This window comes from Streptomyces coelicoflavus, from assembly GCF_003112555.1.
Taxonomy (GTDB): domain Bacteria; phylum Actinomycetota; class Actinomycetes; order Streptomycetales; family Streptomycetaceae; genus Streptomyces; species Streptomyces coelicoflavus.
This window is the reverse complement of the sequence record NZ_BEWB01000014.1, coordinates 99227-118080: the sequence shown is the minus strand read 5'-3', so window position 1 is coordinate 118080 and position 18854 is coordinate 99227. Positions and strand designations below refer to the sequence as shown.

At 73.4% G+C, this 18854-nt stretch carries 17 protein-coding genes; 7 read left to right on the top strand and 10 right to left on the bottom strand.

Translation table 11 applies throughout. From position 1 onward, the window contains the following. Window positions 1–11: 11 nt before the first annotated feature. The 3 genes from Sco07f_RS31145 to Sco07f_RS31135 form a co-directional block, all read right to left on the bottom strand. Complete coding sequence (locus Sco07f_RS31145) at window positions 12–692, bottom strand: class F sortase (RefSeq protein ID WP_439959702.1); 681 nt, start codon at window positions 690–692, stop codon at window positions 12–14. A gap of 112 nt (window positions 693–804) precedes the next feature. Next, a complete protein-coding gene (locus Sco07f_RS31140) occupies window positions 805–1359 on the bottom strand; it encodes a hypothetical protein (RefSeq protein ID WP_007388041.1) in 555 nt (184 codons plus the stop codon). Window positions 1360–1580: 221 nt separating this feature from the next. Then, the gene (locus Sco07f_RS31135) at window positions 1581–3485 is read right to left on the bottom strand and encodes a SpoIIE family protein phosphatase (protein ID WP_108989772.1); all 1905 of its coding nucleotides are present in this window, start codon (window positions 3483–3485) and stop codon (window positions 1581–1583) included. A gap of 143 nt (window positions 3486–3628) precedes the next feature. On the opposite strand from Sco07f_RS31135, the gene Sco07f_RS31130 reads away from it, so the two are divergent. Further along, entirely contained in the window at window positions 3629–4180 is a 552-nt protein-coding gene (locus tag Sco07f_RS31130; RefSeq protein ID WP_108989771.1) for a GNAT family N-acetyltransferase, read from the top strand. A 356-nt stretch (window positions 4181–4536) separates the two neighbouring features. Here Sco07f_RS31130 and Sco07f_RS31125 read toward each other — a convergent pair whose 3' ends face one another. Continuing rightward, window positions 4537–5016 (bottom strand): ATP-binding protein, encoded by a 480-nt coding sequence (locus Sco07f_RS31125; RefSeq protein ID WP_007446330.1) that lies wholly within the window; start codon window positions 5014–5016, stop codon window positions 4537–4539. A 223-nt stretch (window positions 5017–5239) separates the two neighbouring features. Between Sco07f_RS31125 and Sco07f_RS31120 the strand changes: the two genes are divergently transcribed. After that, window positions 5240–6436 carry a cytochrome P450 gene (locus Sco07f_RS31120; RefSeq protein WP_108989770.1) on the top strand — a complete coding sequence of 399 codons (1197 nt, stop codon included), beginning with the start codon at window positions 5240–5242 and terminating at the stop codon, window positions 6434–6436. A 50-nt stretch (window positions 6437–6486) separates the two neighbouring features. Here the strand turns inward: Sco07f_RS31120 and pgm are convergent, their stop codons facing one another. The 3 genes from pgm to Sco07f_RS31105 form a co-directional block, all read right to left on the bottom strand. Beyond that, a complete protein-coding gene (gene pgm / locus Sco07f_RS31115) occupies window positions 6487–8127 on the bottom strand; it encodes a phosphoglucomutase (alpha-D-glucose-1,6-bisphosphate-dependent) (RefSeq protein ID WP_108989769.1) in 1641 nt (546 codons plus the stop codon). Between the two features lie 100 nt (window positions 8128–8227). Beyond that, the gene (locus Sco07f_RS31110; RefSeq protein WP_108989768.1) at window positions 8228–8656 is read right to left on the bottom strand and encodes a hypothetical protein; all 429 of its coding nucleotides are present in this window, start codon (window positions 8654–8656) and stop codon (window positions 8228–8230) included. Window positions 8657–8798: 142 nt separating this feature from the next. Continuing rightward, window positions 8799–9539 carry a Type 1 glutamine amidotransferase-like domain-containing protein gene (locus Sco07f_RS31105; RefSeq protein ID WP_108989767.1) on the bottom strand — a complete coding sequence of 247 codons (741 nt, stop codon included), beginning with the start codon at window positions 9537–9539 and terminating at the stop codon, window positions 8799–8801. A gap of 147 nt (window positions 9540–9686) precedes the next feature. Between Sco07f_RS31105 and Sco07f_RS31100 the strand changes: the two genes are divergently transcribed. Beyond that, window positions 9687–10502, top strand: a complete 816-nt coding sequence (locus tag Sco07f_RS31100) for an SAM-dependent methyltransferase (protein WP_087792447.1) — start codon at window positions 9687–9689, stop codon at window positions 10500–10502. Between the two features lie 16 nt (window positions 10503–10518). Here Sco07f_RS31100 and Sco07f_RS31095 read toward each other — a convergent pair whose 3' ends face one another. After that, window positions 10519–11457, bottom strand: a complete 939-nt coding sequence (locus Sco07f_RS31095) for a LysR family transcriptional regulator (RefSeq protein WP_042825619.1) — start codon at window positions 11455–11457, stop codon at window positions 10519–10521. 94 nt (window positions 11458–11551) lie between these two features. Between Sco07f_RS31095 and mdlC the strand changes: the two genes are divergently transcribed. From mdlC to Sco07f_RS31080, 3 genes are all read left to right on the top strand, one after another. Beyond that, complete coding sequence (mdlC, locus tag Sco07f_RS31090; RefSeq protein ID WP_108989766.1) at window positions 11552–13132, top strand: benzoylformate decarboxylase; 1581 nt, start codon at window positions 11552–11554, stop codon at window positions 13130–13132. A 43-nt stretch (window positions 13133–13175) separates the two neighbouring features. Beyond that, window positions 13176–14630: a benzaldehyde dehydrogenase gene (locus Sco07f_RS31085; RefSeq protein ID WP_054101496.1), complete on the top strand. Its 1455-nt coding sequence runs from the start codon at window positions 13176–13178 to the stop codon at window positions 14628–14630. Window positions 14631–14720: 90 nt separating this feature from the next. Next, complete coding sequence (locus Sco07f_RS31080) at window positions 14721–15992, top strand: MFS transporter (RefSeq protein ID WP_108989765.1); 1272 nt, start codon at window positions 14721–14723, stop codon at window positions 15990–15992. Window positions 15993–16066: 74 nt separating this feature from the next. Here Sco07f_RS31080 and Sco07f_RS31075 read toward each other — a convergent pair whose 3' ends face one another. Both Sco07f_RS31075 and Sco07f_RS31070 read right to left on the bottom strand, forming a co-directional pair. Beyond that, complete coding sequence (locus Sco07f_RS31075) at window positions 16067–16834, bottom strand: PepSY domain-containing protein (protein WP_054101494.1); 768 nt, start codon at window positions 16832–16834, stop codon at window positions 16067–16069. A 109-nt stretch (window positions 16835–16943) separates the two neighbouring features. Then, a complete protein-coding gene (locus Sco07f_RS31070) occupies window positions 16944–17930 on the bottom strand; it encodes a LysR family transcriptional regulator (protein ID WP_108989764.1) in 987 nt (328 codons plus the stop codon). 214 nt (window positions 17931–18144) lie between these two features. Here Sco07f_RS31070 and snpA point away from each other — a divergent pair, with 214 nt between their 5' ends. Then, complete coding sequence (gene snpA / locus Sco07f_RS31065) at window positions 18145–18843, top strand: snapalysin (RefSeq protein WP_007390306.1); 699 nt, start codon at window positions 18145–18147, stop codon at window positions 18841–18843. The last annotated feature ends 11 nt before the right edge of the window (window positions 18844–18854 follow it).

The window sequence follows — 18854 nt, the reverse complement described above, 5'->3', positions numbered from 1 at the left end:
GACGAGCCGCCTCAGGCGAGGTGTGCGAAGACCACCAGGTTGTCGGTGTAGTCCTTGACCTTGGGGTCGTAGTCGCCCGCGCAGGTGATGAGCCGCACCTCGGGCCGGTCGGCGTCGCCGTAGACGCGTTCACTGGGGAACTCGTCCTTGGCGAAGGTCTCCAGGCTGTCGACCACGAAGGTGGCCTTGCCGCCGTCCGCGCGCTCGACCTGGAACTTGTCGCCCTTGTCGAGCTGGTCGAGGCGGGCGAAGACGGCGGCCGACGTCTTCGTGTCCACGTGCCCGGCGATGATGGAGGTTCCCTTCTCGCCGGGAGTGGCCCCCTTGGCGTACCAGCCGACGAGGTTGGTGTTGCCGGCCGGCGGCGGCTGGAGCTGTCCCTTGTCGCCGATGGCGAGGTCGGTGAAGGGGGCGTCGACGGAGATCTCCGGGATCAGCAGGCGCACGGGTTTCGACCGGGGCAGGGCGGAATCGGCGGCGCCGGTCGCGGGTGCGGCGGAGGAGGCGGTCGTGCCGGGCTGGGCGGGCAGCGGGGGGCGGGAGGAGTCGGCGGACGTGTCGTTGCCGCCGACCAGGCTCACGGCCAGGACCAGCAGGGCCACGGCGCACAGCACCATCCAGCCGGAGCGGGCACCCTGACCGGTCGTCGTCTCGTCGTCGGCGGGGGCGGGGGCGGAAGGGGGGACTGGCATCTGGGACGACCTCACTGGGGCACGGCGGCAGGGCGGACAGGTGGGCGCGGGCGAGCCGGGCCGCCCCGTGGTTCGTGGGTGGCGGCCCGGCTGCTATCGCGCCCGGCACGGCTTACGCCACTCCGTGAGCCGACTTCTTGCGTCGGACGGCGTACAGGCCGGTCGCGGCGACGGCCAGGACGGCCAGCCCGCCCGCGGTCGTGGTCGGCGTGGCCAGCCCGCCGCCGCCGGTGTGCATCCCGCCGCGCGGCTTCTCGTGCTCGCCGCCGCCCCGGGAGCTCTCGCCCTCGTCCTGCTGGTAGGTCTGCGAGCCGCCTTCCTTGGACTCGCGGCCGCCGCCGTCCCAGTCGCCCTCGCTCACCGCGGCCAGCGCACCGCCACCGGTGTGCATCCCGCCGCGCGGCTCCTCGTGCTTGCTTCCCTTGTCGCGCTCCTCGCCGGAGTCGTCGTGGTTCCAGTCGCCCTCGCTCACCGCGGCCAGCGCACCGCCACCGGTGTGCATCCCGCCGCGCGGCTCGTCGTGCTTGCTTCCGTTGTCGTGCTCCTTGCTGTACGAAGAGTCGTCGTGGTTCCAGTCGCCACCGGCCGCGGCGTAGGCGCCGGGAGCGCCGAGGACGAAGACGGCCGAGGCCGCCGCCGTGGTCAGGAGCATGCGAGCAGAACGCATCTGAGATTCCTTCCGTCACGACCGGGCAGCTGGTGCTTCGTCAGCTGAGGTGACCCGGCCCCGACGTGAATCACCGTCAGCCTGTCGTCCGTCTCGCACCACTCAAGCCGCTCAGCCGGGTGAACACCCCGCCCGTCCGGGTGCCGGGACCGCTTCCCCGGGCGGCGTGAACGGGTCCCGGCCGCGGGGCGGTTGGGCCGGCGCCGCTTTTCGACGAGCCGCTAGTCCTCCGGGTCCGTGTGGGTCGGGTCCTCCACCTCGGGCTCCTGGCGGCGGGAGCCGGGAGCGGCACGGTCGGGGGTGGCCTCACTGTGCCCGGACTGGGGCGGCGGGGGCGGTTCGGTGTCGCCGGGGGCGCCCATGCCGGCGGCGGGCAGGCGCAGGGCGAGCAGGGCGACGTCGTCGCCGCGGGGCGCGATGCGCGCGAGCAGCTCGTCGCAGAAGTCGTCGGGGCTCCACCGGTCCAGCCGCCGGGCCAGGACGCCGGCGTGGTGGCGGAGCTTGTCCATGCCCGCGTCGATGGGACGGTCGCGGCTCTCCACGAGTCCGTCGGTGTAGAGCAGGAGGATGCTCTCGGGCGGGAGGTCCTCTCGGGTGTCGGGCCAGTCCAGGCCGAGGCGCAGGGTGGCGCTCATGCCGATGAGCGGTCCGTGGCCGCCCTCCAGGAAGCGGGTCCCGCCGTCCTTGGTGATCAGCAGGGGCGGAGGGTGACCGGCGTTGACCCAGTGCAGCCGCCAGGGGCCGCCCTCGGCGCCTTCGACACGGGCGAAGACGAGGGTGGCCATCGGCGCGTCGCTGGTGTTGGTCACGGCTTCGTCCAGGCGCCGCATGATCACGCTGGGCGGTTCCTGGTGATCCCAGGCGAGGGCGCGCAGCATGTTGCGGACCTCGGCCATGTGGGCGGCGGCCTGCAGGTCGTGCCCGACGACGTCCCCGATGACCAGGGCCATGACGCCGTCGCCCAGGAGGAAGGCGTCGTACCAGTCGCCGCCGACCTCCATGGCGCTCTCGGCGGGCCAGTACCGGGCGGCCATCCGGAGGTGGTCGACCTGCGGAAGGGGAGTCAGGAGCTGGCGCTGCATGGTCTCGGCGACGTTCTGCTGCTCGTGGTAGAAGCGGGCGTTGTCCAGGACGAGTCCGACGCGGCGGCCGATGTCGGCGAGGAGGGCGACCTCGGCCTCGGTGTGCGCGGGGCGCTCCCCGGCGCGGGCCACGGTCAGGATTCCGTAGGACCGCTGCCGGGTGCGCAGCGGGATGGCGACGGCCGAGTGGCCGCCGAGCCGTTCGAACAGCACCCGGTGGGTGGCGGCGAGCGGGTGTTCCGGGTCCCGGCACAGTTCCGCGGCTCCCAGCGGGACGGGCCGGTCGCCCTTGATCAACAGGGTCAGCGCGGCGCGTGCCTGGTCCGGCAGCGAGGTCATCGGTCCGCGCAGGGTTCTGGCCCGCTCCGGTTGGGTGCTGCTGCGCACGGCCACCCGTTCCAGTACGTCCGACTGGCCCTGGTACACGTCGACCGCCGCCCACTGGCCCAGTTCCGGCACCAGCAGCCGTACGAGACGGCGCAGGGTGGTGGAGGTGCGCTCGGTGGGGACCAGCACGGTGGAGATCTCGGCGACCAGGTGCAGCTGGGCGGTGAGGGCCTCCAGGGCGGTGGTCCGCGCCGCGGTCTCCTCGGCGGCACTGCGGTGGAGGCTGAAGTCGTGGAAGACGAGGACCAGCCCTTCCCGCCGTCCCGCGCGGACCAGGGGGGTGGTCGCCCAGATGATGGGGACCGTGGTGCCGTCGGCCCGCTGGAAGTACTCGTCGCTGCCCTCCTCGGCGGGCACTCCGTGCAGGGGGCTGCGCAGGGCGCACCGCTCGCGGGGTACGGGGCTGCCGTCGGCGTGCCGGTGCAGGAGGTCGTGCGCGTCGTGCCCGAGCATCTCCTGTTCCGACCGTCCCAGCAGCTGCTCGGCCCAGGGGTTCACCGAGGTGATCCGGGCGGTGGGACCGAGGGTGAGCACGCCGGCGCCGAGGGCGCGCAGGACGGCGGCGGGGAAGTCGGGCTCCGCGGGCTCCGGTGTGCCGTCCGCCTCGCCCCGCTCCGGTTCCTCGCCGTCCCGTTGGCCCGCCCTGCGTGCCGTCACGACCCTCCCGGCCTTCCGTTTCGGTCCATCCCGCCAGGTTCCCCCGGCGAGCGCGGATGAACCGCTCCACACGCCCGAAGGGAGGAGAACCGCATCGCGAAAACGGGTCGCCCCGTCCGGCCGCTCCCCCGTACGTTCAGGTGGTGTCCGAACTTCGAACAGACCGTCTCGTGCTCCGCGGCTGGCGGGCGTCCGACCTGGCCCCGTGGGCGGCGATGAACGCCGACCCGGTGGTCCGCGCGTACTTCCCGGAGGTGCTGACACGGGCGCAGAGCGAGGCGTCCGTGGCCCGCTTCCAGGCCGACCTGGACCGGCGGGGCTGGGGGTGGTGGGCGGTGGAGCTCGCCGCCACCGGCGAGTTCGTCGGGTTCGCCGGGCTGGATCCCGTGGAGGACGGCATGCCGTTCACCGGTGTGGAGGCGGGCTGGCGGCTGGCCCGTCCGGCCTGGGGCCACGGCTACGCCACCGAGGCCGCGCGAGCGGTGGTGTCGTACGGCTTCGAGAGGCTGGGCCTGGCGGAGGTGCTCGCGGTGACCGCGGCCGGCAATCTGCGCTCCCGGGCGGTGATGGACCGCCTCGGCATGAGCCACGACCCGGCCGACGACTTCGACGACCCGGAGGTCCCCGAGGGCCCGCTGCGCCGCTCCGTCGTGTACCGGATCCGGGCCGGGGACCGGCGGGCGACCGACGGGTAGGGCGGTGGGTGCGGCACCCGGCCGGGCGGCGGTCGGAGGCGGCCGGTCCGCGGCGGGTGCGGTGCGGGGTGATGTGCCGCCGGGCGCGACTTCGACGAGGACGACCGTTCGGCGGGGCGGCGGCGACGCGCCGGTGGGCGGCGCGGGGCGGCGGCGTGTCTCCACGGACACGGGGGTGGCGCGCGGTCGCGTGTCCGAGGGGCGTGCCGACCGACGCGGCCCCGGGCGCAGGTCGCCGTGAACCCGACGGCGTACCGGTACGGACTTCGGAGGCGTGCCGGCGCGAACCGCGGCGTACCGTCGCGAAACCCGGGAGGTGCGGCGCCGGGGCCGCGTGGCGCCTCGCCGCGGACGGGTCAGGCCGAGCGGCCGAGGGTGGTCGCGCTCCGTGGGGCAGGGGCGTCGGCGAGCCGCACCGCGGCGCGCATGCGCTTGCCGGACGGTTCCCTGTACACCTCGAAGCTCTGGCAGACGGCCATGACGATCTCCAGCCCGTGCCGCCCGACGCGGTCCGGGTCCGCGGGGTGCGGCACGGGCAGCACCGGCTCGCTGTCCCACACCGTGACCTCCACCCGGTCGTCGGCCAGCTCGAGGTCGACCGTCGAGGGGCCGGGCGCGTACTTGCAGGCGTTCGTCAGCAGCTCGCTGACCACCAGTTGCACCACTTCCACCGCCCGGTCGGACACCCTGGCCCCGCGCGCCGTCCGCACGCGTGCCAGGAACAGCCGGGCCAGCTCCCGGCCCCGGGCGATGTCGCCGGGAATGCCCTCGTACTCTGCCGAAATTCTGACCGGCTCGCTTCTCAGCCGGTCCCCGATGCGGGCAGCCCCGTCCATCCGATCCGCCCTCTTCCTGAGCCTTGACCGTTTACGCCAGCCGTCTACCCCCGAATCCGGCAACATCACCCGCCCCGGCACGGGCCCTCCGTGTCAGTGGCGTCGGGCCGCCGACTCGGCCGTATCCGGGCTGGTCGGCGTCGGGCGGGGTGGCCGATGCTGTTGACCACGTCGTCGAGCCGGGCGGCCACCGGGGCCGCGCGGCCGGAGTGGGGGTGGGCACGTGGTGCAGGACGGACGGGTCTCCGCACGGAAGGCCGACCGGGGCCGGGCCGGGCCGGTGTGCCCGGTCGGCCGGGCGGCGGACGGGACCTGGCAGGTGCACGATTTCGCCGTCGCGCGGGCGCTGCTGCGCGGCCCGGGCACGGTGCAGGCCGGTCTCGGCGTCGAGACGGTGGAGAAGCTCCCGCCGCGCGTCCGCCGGCCCGTGCTCTACCGGGACGGCCCCGAGCACCGGGAACACCGCAGGCAGACCGCCCGGTACTTCACACCCCGCCGGGTGGACGAGCACTACCGGGAGCCGATGGTCCGGATCGCGGAGGGGCAGCTGGCCGCCCTGCGCTCGGCGGGCGAGGCCCCGCTGTCCGATCTCGCCTTCGGTCTGGCCATCGGCGTGGTGAGCGAGGTCGTCGGGCTGCGCCACAGCCGGCCCGGCATCCGGCGCAGGCTGGAGCGGTTCTTCCCCGAGGAGTTCGGCGAGCCCGGGCTGACCAGTGCGCGGGGCCTGTACTGGCTGGTGCGGCAGAACGCCAACTGGCTCCGCATCCACCTGGCCGACGTGCGCCCCGCGATCCGCGCGCACCGGCGCCGTGAGCACGACGACCTGATCTCCCACCTGCTCGCGGAGGGCTGCTCGGACGTCGAGATCCTCGGTGAGTGCCTGACCTTCGCGGCGGCCGGCATGGTCACCACGCGCGAGTTCGTGTGCCTGGCCGCCTGGCACCTGTTCTCGGACGCCGAGCTGCTCGGCCACTACCGGTCGGCGGACGAGGCGGGGCGCCTGGCGGTCCTCCAGGAGCTGCTGCGGCTGGAGCCGGTCATCGGGCGGCTGCGCAGACGGGCCACCGAGCCCGTGGAACTGCCCTGTCCGGGCGGGCCGGTGACGGTGTGTCCCGGCGAGGAGGTCGAGGTCCACCTGGACGACGCCAACAGCGACCCGAAGGCCGTGGGCGCCGATCCGCTGGCCGTACGCCCGGAGCGCGCCGAGACGGTCGGTGCGGGGCTCTCCTTCGGCGACGGGCCGCACCGGTGTCCCGGCGCGCACATCGCGCTGCTGGAGACCGACGTCTTCCTCAGCCGTCTGTTCGCGCTCGACGGCGTCCGGATGAGCGCGGCGCCGCGGGTCACCTTCCAGGAGGCCATCGACGGCTACGAGATCCGGGGTCTGACCGTGGCACTCCCCCGGGCCGGCCATGGCTGACCGGCCCGGGACCGCGGTACGGCGTCCGCGGCAGCGCGTCCGGTACGGCGTCAGCCGCCCAGGGCGCCGAGGACGACGGACTTGGCCTCGTCCTGCACCTGACGGAGGTGGTCCGCGCCGCGGAACGACTCGCCGTAGATCTTGTAGACGTCCTCGGTGCCGGAGGGGCGGGCCGCGAACCAGGCGTTCTCGGTGGTCACCTTGATGCCGCCGATGGGGGCGCCGTTGCCCGGTGCCTCGGTGAGGACGGCGGTGACCGGCTCCCCGGCGAGGGTGTCGGCGGTGACCTGGGCGGGGGACAGCTTGGCCAGGCGGGCCTTCTCCTCCCGGGTGGCGGGGGCGTCGATGCGGGCGTAGGCGGGCTCGCCGAAGCGGGCGGTGAGCCCGGCGTAGTGCTCGGAGGGGGTCCTGCCGGTGACGGCGGTGATCTCGGAGGCGAGCAGGGCGAGGATGATGCCGTCCTTGTCGGTGGTCCACACGGAGCCGTCCCGGCGCAGGAACGACGCCCCGGCGGACTCCTCGCCGCCGAAGCCGAGGGAGCCGTCGACCAGTCCGTCCACGAACCACTTGAAGCCCACGGGGACTTCGACCAGGCGGCGGCCGAGGTCGGCGGCGACGCGGTCGATCATCCCGGAGGACACCAGTGTCTTGCCGACGCCCGCGCCGGCCGGCCAGTCGGTGCGGTGGGCGTACAGGTGGGCGATGGCGGTGGCGAGGTAGTGGTTGGGGTTCATCAGGCCGCCGTCGGGGGTGACGATGCCGTGGCGGTCGGCGTCGGCGTCGTTGCCCGTGGCGATGGTGAAGCGGTCGCGCTGTTCGATGAGGGAGGCCATGGCGTGCGGCGACGAGCAGTCCATGCGGATCTTCCCGTCCCAGTCCAGCGTCATGAACCGCCAGGTCGGGTCGGCGAGCGGATTGACCACCGTCAGGTCGAGGCGGTGCTGCTCGGCGATCCGTCCCCAGTACGCGACGGAGGCGCCGCCGAGCGGGTCCGCGCCGATGCGCACGCCGGCCGAGCGGATCGCGTCGAGGTCGAGGACGCTCGGCAGGTCGCGGACGTAGGCGTCGAGGAAGTCGTAGCGGCCGGTCCCGGGCGCGGCGAGCGCCCGCGCCCAGGGGACGCGGCGTACGTCCTTCAGCCCCGCCGTGATGATCTCGTTGGCCCGGTCCTGGATCCAGGAGGTGGCGTCGGAGCCGGCGGGGCCGCCGTGCGGCGGGTTGTACTTGAAGCCGCCGTCGGCGGGCGGGTTGTGCGAGGGGGTGACGACCACGCCGTCGGCCAGGCCCGAGGCGCGGTCCCGGTTGTGGGTGAGGATGGCGTGGGAGACCGCCGGGGTGGGGGTGTAGCCGTCCGCGCTGTCGATGAGGACGGTCACGTCGTTGGCGGCGAACACCTCCAGTGCGGTGACCCTCGCGGGCTCGGACAGGGCGTGGGTGTCGGCGCCCAGGAAGAGCGGGCCGTCGGTGCCCTGTGCGGAGCGGTACTCGCAGATGGCCTGGCTGGTGGCGGCGATGTGGTCGTCGTTGAACGCCGCCGCGAGGGACGAACCCCGGTGCCCGGACGTGCCGAAGGCCACCCGCTGGGCGGGCTCGGCCGGGTCCGGGTGCAGGGCGTAGTACGCCGTCACCAGCCGGGCCACGTCGATCAGGTCCTCGGGGCCGGCCGGCTTTCCGGCTCGGTCGTGCTGCATGCGCCCACTCCTCCGCGTCGGTCGGGACTTCGCTCGCGGGTCCCATCTTCCCCTGTCCGGGCAGTGGCGGTGGCAGTGGCGCGGTGCGTTCCGGCCGGTGTCAGATCCGGCCGCCGGTGAGTCGGGTGAGGGGCCCGTGCGTGTGCCGTCCGGCACGGCGGCCGACGGCGTACGACGCGGCGCTCACGGCGGTGAGGCCGGCGCCGACGCCCGCGGCGACGAGCTTGCGGTGGGTGACGACCGTCCACGCCGTCTTCGCCGTGGCCGCGACCTGGCCCGAGGCGCCGACGACGGCCTGCCGGCCGGCCGCGACGCCCTTGGCCGCCGACCGGACGGCACCGTTCGCGGCGTCGGCGGAGCGCTGGGCACCGGCCTTGGCCGCCGACGCGGCGTCACCTGCCCTGCCCGCGGCGGCCTGTTCCGCCCGTGCGGCGGGCGCGGTCGCCTTCTCCGCGGTGCCGCGTGCCTTGGACTCGGCGGTCCGCGTACCGGTGGTCTTCTTGTTCGTGTCCTTGTTCGGATCGCTCATGGACACCGCCTTGCCCCTCACCGCGTCGGCAAACGCGGATGTCCCACAGGGGTGGACGACGACCGGTGGGGGCGTCAACGGGCCTTTCGGCGTGGGCGCCTTGACGCTCCGGTGTCTTGACGCGCCGGGGCCGCGCGGGCCGTCAGCGGCGCGGGGCGGGCAGCTCCCGTGGCTCGAGCCGCTCCTCCACCGCCGTGCCGCCGTCCGGTACGACCACGTAGGCGCCCTTGCCGCGGGCCTCCGTGACCGCCTCGACCAGTTCGGTGCCGCGGTAGACGAGGCCGACGCCGTCGTCCGTGCAGTGGGCCGTGGGCAGGGTGCCGTCGGCGACGAGGCGGTGGATCAGCGGACGGCGGCCCGGGTCCACGTCGTAGTGGACACCGTTGCCGTAGGGCAGCAGCCCCAGGGCGTTGGTGACCGGGCGCAGTTCGGGACCGAAGGAGTCGGTGGCGCCGCCCTTGAACCAGCACAGGGAGCCGGCGCTCACGCCGCTGAGCACGACACCCGCCTCCCACGCCCGGCGCATGACGCGGTCCACGCCGTGCACGCGCCACACCGCCAGCAGGTTGGCCACCGAGCCGCCCATGACCCAGACGACGTCCTGGGCGAGCACGGTCTCCTCGATGTCCTCCACGTTGGGCATGGGGAACAGATGCAGCGGTGTCAGGTCGAACCCGGCGACCCGGGCGGCCTCGGTCATGCGGGCGGTGAAGTGCTCGGCGTCCCCGATGGCGGTCCCGACGTACAGGACGCGGGGGCGCCGGCCGTGCGCGCCGGAGAGTTCCACCGCGTGGTGCACCAGGGCGTCGAAGGCCACCATGGTCCGGCCGCCCGCGCGGTGCCCGCCGGAGGTGGCGAGGATGGTGGGCTCGGGTGCGGTCATGACAGTGATCCTAAACGGCCCGCCCGGATGTCCTCCCGCCGCCCGCGGCGGCCGGTGCCCGCACCCTCGACGGAGTCTTCGCTTCCCCCAACTCCTGCCGCTACGTTTGGCCTTGAGTGATCGACACCGCAACCGGAGGACTTCACCATGGCCGAGTCGCCCGCCGTGAACGACGCGCGAGGCAGGATCAGGACGGACCAGCCGCACACCGCCCGGATCTGGAACTACTGGCTGGGGGGCAAGGACAACTATCCGGTCGACCAGCAGGCCGGCGACCGGATACGCCAACTGCACCCGGGCATAGGGGAGTACGCCCTCGCCGACCGCCGGTTCCTGGGCCGTGCGGTGCGCCGGCTCGTCGGTGAGTACGGCATCCGGCAGTTCCTCGACATCGGCACCGGCCTGCCCTCCGCGGACAACACCCACGAGGTGGCCCAGCGCATCGCGCCCGAGTCCCGCATCGTCTACGTCGACAACGACCCGATCGTCCTGGCCCACGCCGAGGCGCTGCTCGTCGGCACGCCCGAGGGCCGCACCGACTACCTCGACGAGGACCTGCGCAACGTCGACACCATCCTGGAGCAGGCCTCGCGCACGCTGGACCTCGGTGAGCCGGTCGCGCTGATGCTGCTCGGCGTCGTCATCTTCGTCGAGGAGGACGAGGAGGCGTACGGGCTCGTGCGGCGACTGGTCGACGCACTGCCGGCCGGCAGCCACCTCGTCCTGTCGCACACCGTCACCCGGCCGGACATGCCCGACGTCGACGCGGCGGTGGCCTTCTGGAACGAGAACGGCACGCCGAAGCTGACCCAGCGCACCCCGGAAGCGGTCACCCGGTTCTTCGACGGCCTCGAGCTGCTGCCGCCCGGCGTGGTCTCCTGCAACCGCTGGCACCCGGAGACCGGCGACGGCGAACTGCCCCCCGAGGTGGCCATGTTCGGCGGGGTGGGCCGCAAGGTGTGACACCGGCCGGCGGCTCTCACGTCGCCGCCGCGCTCGGCGGCAGCTGGGCCGGGCTCACCTGCTCGCCCAGCACCTCGGCCATGAACTGCACGAGCCAGCGCTGCGCCGGGCTGCGCGAGGACTCGTGCCGCGCGTACAGGGCGATCTCGATGGGCTCGGTCTCGAACGGCAGGCGCACCAGCCGCACCCGGTGGGAGGCGGTGAAGACCTCGCCGACGTACTCGGGGACGATGGCCACCAGGTCGGTCTGTTCCAGCAGGTAGGGCAGCATCGAGAAGCGGGTGGCGTCCACGGCCACCCGCTCGAGCAGCCCGTGGGCGCCCAGCAGGGCCCTGGGCGTGACGTGTCCGCTCGGCCCGAACACCGTCGCGTGGTGCTCGGCCGCGAGGTCCTCCGCCGTGACCGCGTCGCCCCGGACCCGCGGATGGTCGGCGGCGACCATCAGGACGTAGCGCTCGCGGAAGAGCGGGATGCGCACGGTCAGGTGCGAGGTGATCACCGGGGTGGCCACGAACGCGTCGAGGTCACCGCGGCGCAGCTGGCCCTCGGCGTCCTCCACGTCGAAGGGGCGGACGGTGAACGAGACCCCGGGCGCCCGCTCGCGCGCCGCCGCCACGAGCCTCGGCAGCAGCGTCGCCTCGCCGAGGTCGGACAGGGCGATGGTGAAGCGGCCCGACATGGTCCCGGCGTCGAAGAGGTCGCCCTGGCGGACCGTCCCGTCGATCTCGGCCAGCGCGCGCTGGAGCGGCAGGTACAGCCGCCGGGCGCCGGCGGTCGGGGTCAGTCCGCGTCCGTTGCGGCGGAACAGCTCGTCGTCGAAGTGCCGTCGCAGCTTGCCCAGGCTGTAGCTGACGGTGGGCTGCGTGACGTGGAGCGTCTCGGCGGTGGCCGTGACACTGCCGGTCTCGTAGAGCAGCACGAACACGCGGGCCAGGTTGAGATCGAAGGAGCCCATATCGAAGAACTCTATATCGAAGTGGCGAAACATCTATTGGTGCCCATGTCGCGGGGTGCCTAGCGTGTGCCGCGTCACTTCGAAAGGAATGTCCGTGCCATCCGTGCGTCGTGTCTCCCACGATTTCCTGGAGCGCCAGGGGCTCACCACCGTCTTCGGCAATCCGGGCTCCAACGAGCTGCCCTTCCTCGCCGACCTGCCCGACGGCTTCCGCTACGTCCTCGGTCTGCACGAGGGCGCCGTCGTCGGCATGGCCGACGGGTACGCCCAGGCGACCGGCCGCCCGGTGCTGGTCAACCTGCACGCCGCCTCCGGTTCCGGCAACGCGATGGGCGCCCTGACGAACGCCGTCGCCTCCCGTACGCCGCTGGTCGTGGTCGCCGGGCAGCAGGTGCGCCCGGCCATCGGCCCCGAGGCCAACCTGGCCAGCGTCGACGCGCCGGCCCTGATGAAGCCGCTGGTCGGCTGGGCGGCGGAGCCCGCGTGTGCCGGGGACGTGCCGCGCGCGCTCGCCCAGGCCGTCTTCGAGGCGCGGCTCCAGCGCCGCCCGACGTACCTGTCGGTGCCGTACGACGACTGGTCGGCCGAGGTCGACGACAACGCCCTGGCCGTGCTCGACCGGCGGGTGCTGCGCGCCTCGGCGCCCGGCGAGGAGCAGCGCCGGTGGCTCCTGGAGCAGGTCGCCTCGGCCAGGCGCCCGGCGCTGGTACTGGGCGGCGACATCGACTCCGCCGGCCGCTTCGACGACGCCGTGCGGCTGGCCGAGCGGCTCGGCGGGCCGGTGTGGGCGGCGCCCTCGCAGTTCCGGCTGCCGTTCCCGAACCGGCATCCGCAGTTCCGGGGCGTGCTGCCCGCCGGGATCGCGCCGGTCTCCGAGGCCTTCGAGGGCCACGACCTGGTGCTCGTGCTGGGTGCGCCGGTCTTCCGCTACCACGAGCACCTGCCCGGCCGGTACCTGCCCGAGGGCACCCGGCTGATCCAGGTGACCGAGGACGCCTCCGCCGCGGCGCGGGCGCCGATGGGCGAGGCGCTGGTCGCGGACCCGGGCGCGGTCATCGACGTGCTCCTGGAGTCGCTCGACGCGGCCGGTACGCCTGCGGACCCCTACCGTCCCGTGCCCGAGCCGGTGACCGCCGAGGGGCCGGGACTGCACCCCGAGCAGGTCTTCGCCGCGCTGCGCGACGAGATGCCCGGGGACACCGCGTACGTCGTCGAGTCGACCTCGACCAACGCGGCGTGGTGGCGCCAGATGGACCTGCGCCGGCCGGGGTCCTACTACTTCCCGGCGGCCGGCGGGCTCGGTTTCGGTCTGCCCGGCGCGGTCGGCGTGGCGATGGCGCAACCCGACCGCCCGGTGGTCGGCGTGATCGGGGACGGCTCGGCCAACTACGGCATCACCGCCCTGTGGACGGCCGCGCAGCAGCGGGTTCCGCTGACCGTCGTCCTGCTGCGCAACGGCACGTACGGGGCGCTGCGCTGGTTCGGCGGCCTGCTCGGCGTGCCGGACGCGCCCGGCCTCGACATCCCGGGGCTCGACTTCACCCGCATCGCGGAGGGCTACGGCGTCCGCGCCCAGCACGTCGGCGGGGCCGCGGAACTGCGTGCCGCGCTCGCCGAGGCCCCGGACCACCCCCGCCTGATCCAGGTGGACACGGCGCTGACCACGCCCTCCTGAACCGGCTGATACCCAAACGACGATCCCGACGAGAGGGAAGAAGATGACACTCCTGGACAGCGAGGTCTGGGGCGGAAAGTTCTTCAGCGACGGCTGGCGGGACTCCCCCGCCGAGCAGCCGGTGACCGAGCCCGCCACCGGCGACCGGCTCGGCACGGTGGGCCTGGCCACCGCCGAGGACGTGAACCGCGCCGCCGCCCGGGCCGCCGAGGCCCAGCGCGGATGGGCGGCGACCTCGCCGCAGCGGCGCGCGGCCGTGCTGCGGCGCGCGGGTGAGCTGTTCACCGAGCACGCCGCCGGGATCGAGGACTGGCTGGTGCGCGAGGCCGGCTCGGTGCGGTCCAAGGCGGGCTTCGAGGCTGGGCTGGCGATCGGCGAGTGCTTCGAGTGCGCCGGGCTGCCGACCCATCCGCAGGGCGAGGTGCTCACCTCGGAGGACGCGCGCTGGTCGCTCGCCCGGCGCCGTCCCGCCGGTGTCGTCAGTGTGATCGCGCCGTTCAACTTCCCGCTCATCCTCGGTCTGCGTTCCGTGGCTCCCGCGCTGGCGCTCGGCAACGCCGTGCTCCTCAAGCCCGATCCGCGCACCGCGGTCAGCGGCGGCGTCGTCATCGCCCGGATCTTCGAGGAGGCCGGGCTCCCGGCCGGTGTCCTGCACCTGCTGCCGGGCGACGGCGAGGTCGGCCGGGCGGTCGTGGAGGCGCCGGAGGTGCGGGTGATCTCCTTCACCGGTTCCACGCCGGTCGGGCGGGCGATCGGCGAGCAGGCGGGGCGGCTGCTGAAGCGGGCGCACCTGGAGCTGGGCGGCAACAACGCGCTGGTCGTGCTGCCCGGCGCGGACGTGGCGAAGGCGGCGTCGGCGGGGGCGTTCGGCTCGTATCTGCACCAGGGGCAGATCTGCATGACGACCGGCCGGCACATCGTGCACGAGTCGCTGGTGGAGGAGTACACCGCCGCGCTCGCCGCGAAGGCCGAGGCGCTTGCGGTGGGCGACCCGGCGCGGGAGGACGTGGCGCTGGGTCCGATCATCGACCGGCGGCAGCTGGAGCGGGTGCACGGCATCGTCACCGACAGCGTCGCGGCGGGCGCGAAGGTCGCCGCGGGCGGCGAGATCGACGGCGCCGGCTACCGCGCCACCGTCCTGACCGGCCTGACGACGGAGATGCCGGCCTGGCGCGAGGAGATCTTCGGCCCGGTCGCGCCCGTCATCTCCTTCTCCACCACGGAGGAGGCCGCGCGCATCGTCAACGACTGCGAGTACGGGCTGTCGGTGGGCATCCTCGGCGACGTCGGTACGGCGATGAAGCTCGCCGACCGGATCGACTCCGGCAAGGTGCACATCAACGAGCAGACGGTCAACGACGAGCCCAACGCGCCCTTCGGCGGGGTCAAGGCCTCCGGCACCGGCTCCCGGTTCGGCGGCGCGGCGGCCAACGTCGAGGCGTTCACCGAGACCCAGTGGCTCACGGTCCGCCCGGACATCGCGGACTACCCGTTCTGATCCCTCCGGTCACCCGTACCGGTCCCACCCGGCCGCCCCGGCCGGTCCGGCTCCGCTCACTCACACCCGTCCCCCGGGGGGAGAGTCATCATGGCTTCCACCACCACGTCCGGCGCGCCCGCGCAGACCGGCCGCGCCGGCAGCGGCACCTGGACGGTGATCCTGTGCTGGATCACCGTCCTGCTCGAGGGCTACGACCTGGTCGTCCTCGGCGCCATCATCCCCACCCTGCTCAAGACCCACCATCTCGGCATGACCGCGGGCGACGCGACCACCATCGCGACGCTCTCGCTGGTGGGCGTCGCGATCGGCGCGGTCTGCGTCGGTCCGCTGGCCGACCGGCTGGGCCGGCGCCGCCTGCTCATCGGCTCGGTCGTGCTCTTCTCGGTCCTCACGATCGTGGTGCCGCTGGCGAACTCCGTCGCGATGTTCGCCGCGCTGCGTCTCCTCGCCGGTCTGGGTCTGGGCGCCTGCATGCCGGTCTCGCTCACGATGATGGCCGAGCACATGCCGGCCAGCCGCCGGGCGCGGGCCAGCACGCTGACGATGACCGGCTACCACACCGGTGCGGTGATCACCTCGCTGCTGGCCCTCCAGGTGACCGACAACTGGGAGATCCTCTTCTACCTGCTCGGCGTCGTCGGCCTGGTGATCGCCGCGATCCAGTGGTTCAAGCTGCCGGAGTCGCAGGCCTTCGTGCAGGCAAAGCAGGACGGGGCGCAGCGGGTGCCGTTCACCGAGCTGCTCAAGCCGGCGTACCTGCGCGCGGGCATCGGCATCTGGGTCGCCTCCTTCATGGGCCTGCTGCTGGTGTACGGCCTCAACACCTGGCTGCCGAAGCTGATGAACGACGCCGGCTACCCCGTGCCGACGGCCGTGACCCAGCTCCTCGTGCTCAACATCGGCGGCGTCGTGGGCCTGGTCCTCGGCGGGTTCGTCGCCGACCGGCGGGGCATCAAGGGCACCACCATGGTCTGGTTCGCGGTCTCGGTGCTCATGCTGGGGTGTCTGAGCATCAGGATGGAGAGCGACCTGCTGCTGAACGTGGTCGTCTTCTTCACCGGCGTGTTCGTCTTCTCGGCCATGGTGCTCGTCTACGCCTACGTGACGCACTACTACCCGGCGTCCGTGCGGAGCACCGCGCTCGGCTCGGCGTCCGGGATCGGCCGGATCGGCTCGATCGTCGGCCCGTCGATCACCGGTGCGCTGGTCGCCTCGGGGGTCGGTCACCCGTGGGGCTTCTACTTCTTCGCCGCGGTGGCCGTCCTCGGTTTCCTGGCCGTACTGACGCTGCCGCGCGGCGGGAGCGAGCCGGCCGAGGCCGGTGCGGTGCCCGCCGCGCCCGCCGCACCGGCCGGGTGACGCCCTGACGGCAAGAGGAACGGGAGCAGTGGGCCGCGCGGCCCGCTGCTCCCGTCGGTGTCAGGGGGTGGGTCTCAGTCCTTGTCGACCTTCTGGCCCAGTACCTTGCCGTTGGCCGCGTCGACTTCGACGGAGGTCTTGTTCCAGTTCTTCTTGTCGACCACGTCGACGTCCCAGACGACCTGCTGGTTGTCGTTGTCACCGAGTTCGACGTGGGTGACGGTGCCCTTGGCCTTCTCGGTGGCCGCCTTGACCGCCTGCTCCGGGGTCTGCTTGGCCTTGTCCAGCCACTCGGTGATCTGGGTCTTGTCGTCGGGGTCCTGGTCCGGGTCGACCATGGTGCGGAAGACCTTGCCGTTCGCCGCGTCGATGTCGATGCGGTGCAGGGTGCCGTCGGGCTGGGCGACCTTGGCCTCCCACTCCGGTGCGCCCTCGCTGGGGGCCGGGTTCGGCATGCTGGGGCTCGCCGACCCGGTCGGCGAGCCGCTCGGCGACGCGGTGGCGTCGGCGTCGGTGCGCTTGAGTTCGAGGTCCACGAGCTTGCCCTCGGGGACCTCCTTGACGGCGGTGTCGGCAGCCTTGTCCCAGGTGACCTTCGCCGCGGAGACGAGGTCCTTGCGCTCGGTCTTGTCCTCGTTCATCGAGGCCGACGCGGAGCCGGTGGGGGACGGGGACTGGGTATCGGTGGCGGTCGCGGAGGGGGACTCGGTCTGAGCCGCCTCCGCGACGCTGGAACGGTTCGTATCGGCGTTGCTGCAGGCCGTCAGAAGCAGGGCGGAGGCGCCCAGGGCACCCGCCACGGCCAGCGAACGCACGGGGGGAAGTCGTCGTGCAGAGCTCATGATGCTGTCCGTAACCGTTCCGTCACGCAGACACACCGGACCGGTGTGAAAATCACCCTATTGGCCGGAGGGTGCTGCGCCCTCGCGGGCCGCGGTGCCGGCGGAGCCTTCAGCGGGCCCGCACGAACTCCACCCGGCCGCCTCCCGTGGCGGCCACCGGACACCGGGGCAGCGTCCGGACCCCGCCGACTTCGAGCCACTCCCGGTACGCGGTGGACTGGCGGGCGACCTCCCAGTACGCGTCCTCCAGCGCCGGGAAGACGGCGTCCAGCTCGGCCCGGGTGCGGGCCGCCAGCAGCAGACGTACGCCGAGGGGGTCGCCGTACAGGCGCCGTACCGCCACGTCGGGCCGGGACTGGGAGCTGGGCTGGCAGACGGTGACGACCTCGCCGGTGGCGACGAGGGAGGCGGCGGTGTGGTAATCGCCGTGCAGTACACGGGGGTTGAGGCCGACGGCGCGCAACATGCGGTGCACGCCGTCCCATTCGCCGTCGACGGTGGGGTCGACCATCCACCGGTCCTCGGCGAGATCGGCGAGCCGGACGACGGGCCGGACGGCCGCGGGGTGGTCGGCCGGCAGCATGACGAACTGCGGTTCGCGCTCGACCAGGACCCGCACTCGCAGGCCCTCGGGGATGTGCAGGGAACTGCCCTCGACCTCGTGCACGAAGGCGACGTCGAGCTGGCCGTCGGTGACCCGGCGCAGCAGCGCGTTGGCGGAGACGTCCATCTGCAGCGTCGGTTCCAGGCCCGGCCGTCTGAGCCGGCGCAGCCAGCCGGCCAGGGCGCGGCTGGCCGTGGAGCCGACCCGCAGCCTGCTGTCGCCGCCGGCCGCGGCGGCCCGTGCCTCGCAGACCAGGGTGCTCATGTCGGCCAGCAGCGGACGGGCCCGGCCGAGCACGGTGCGGCCGAGCGGGGTGGGGCGGCAGCCGGTGCGTTCCCGGACGAACAGGGGGCCGCCCAGGGCCTGTTCGATGCGGGCCAGCTGGGTGCTCAACGTGGGCTGGGCGACGCCCAGTTGGCGTGCCGCCCGGTGCAGGCTGCCTGCGTCGGCGATGGCGCACAGCGCGCGTAGGTGCCTCACCTCGAGCTCCATGCAGGGAGCGTAAGGCGGAACAGTTGGTTGCGCCAGGTGAACAAAAGGCGGCGGATCAGGGCGAGTTCTGCACTCTGGTCAAAGCCGCAACGAATGGCCGGACGAGGGGGATAGCCCGGCCCTATCACCTGTTGCCATCATCACAGCGGGCGCACGGGCGCTCCACACTCACCGGTGACGACTTCTCCCCACTCCCCCACTCAAGGAGTCATCGATGCGTATCAGCCTGCCCCTGCTGTCCACCGCGGTCGGTCTCGGCCTGACGGCCGCCGTGCTCGGCACCGGCCCCGCCGCGACGGCCGCGGCGCCCCAGGAGCCGGTCCGGGCCGCCCAGGCCTCCCAGGCCGGCTACCTGCCCTCGGCCGGCTCGGGCGAGGACGCGGCCGCCAACCGGGCGTTCTTCGAGGCGGTCGTCAAGTCCGTCGCCAAGAAGCGCGCCGCCGACGCGTCGCCGTCGGCCGCCGCGTCCGTCACCGTCTACTACAGCGCCGCCAACGCGCCGAGCTTCCGTACGCAGATATCGCGCTCCGCCCAGATCTGGAACAGCTCGGTGTCCAACGTGCGGCTCGCGGAGTCGAGTTCCGGCGCGGACTTCGCGTACTACGAGGGCAACGACTCGCGCGGCTCGTACGCCTCCACGGACGGGCACGGCAGAGGCTACATCTTCCTCGACTACCGGCAGAACCAGCAGTACGACTCGACCCGGGTGACCGCTCACGAGACCGGCCACGTGCTCGGTCTGCCCGACCACTACTCCGGACCGTGCAGCGAGCTGATGTCGGGTGGCGGCCCCGGCCCGTCCTGCACCAACCCCTACCCCAACTCCAACGAGCGCAGCCGGGTGAACCAGCTGTGGGCCTACGGCTTCCAGGCCGCCCTCGACAAGGCGCTGGAGAAGACCTCCCAGCGCTGACGTCGCGGAGG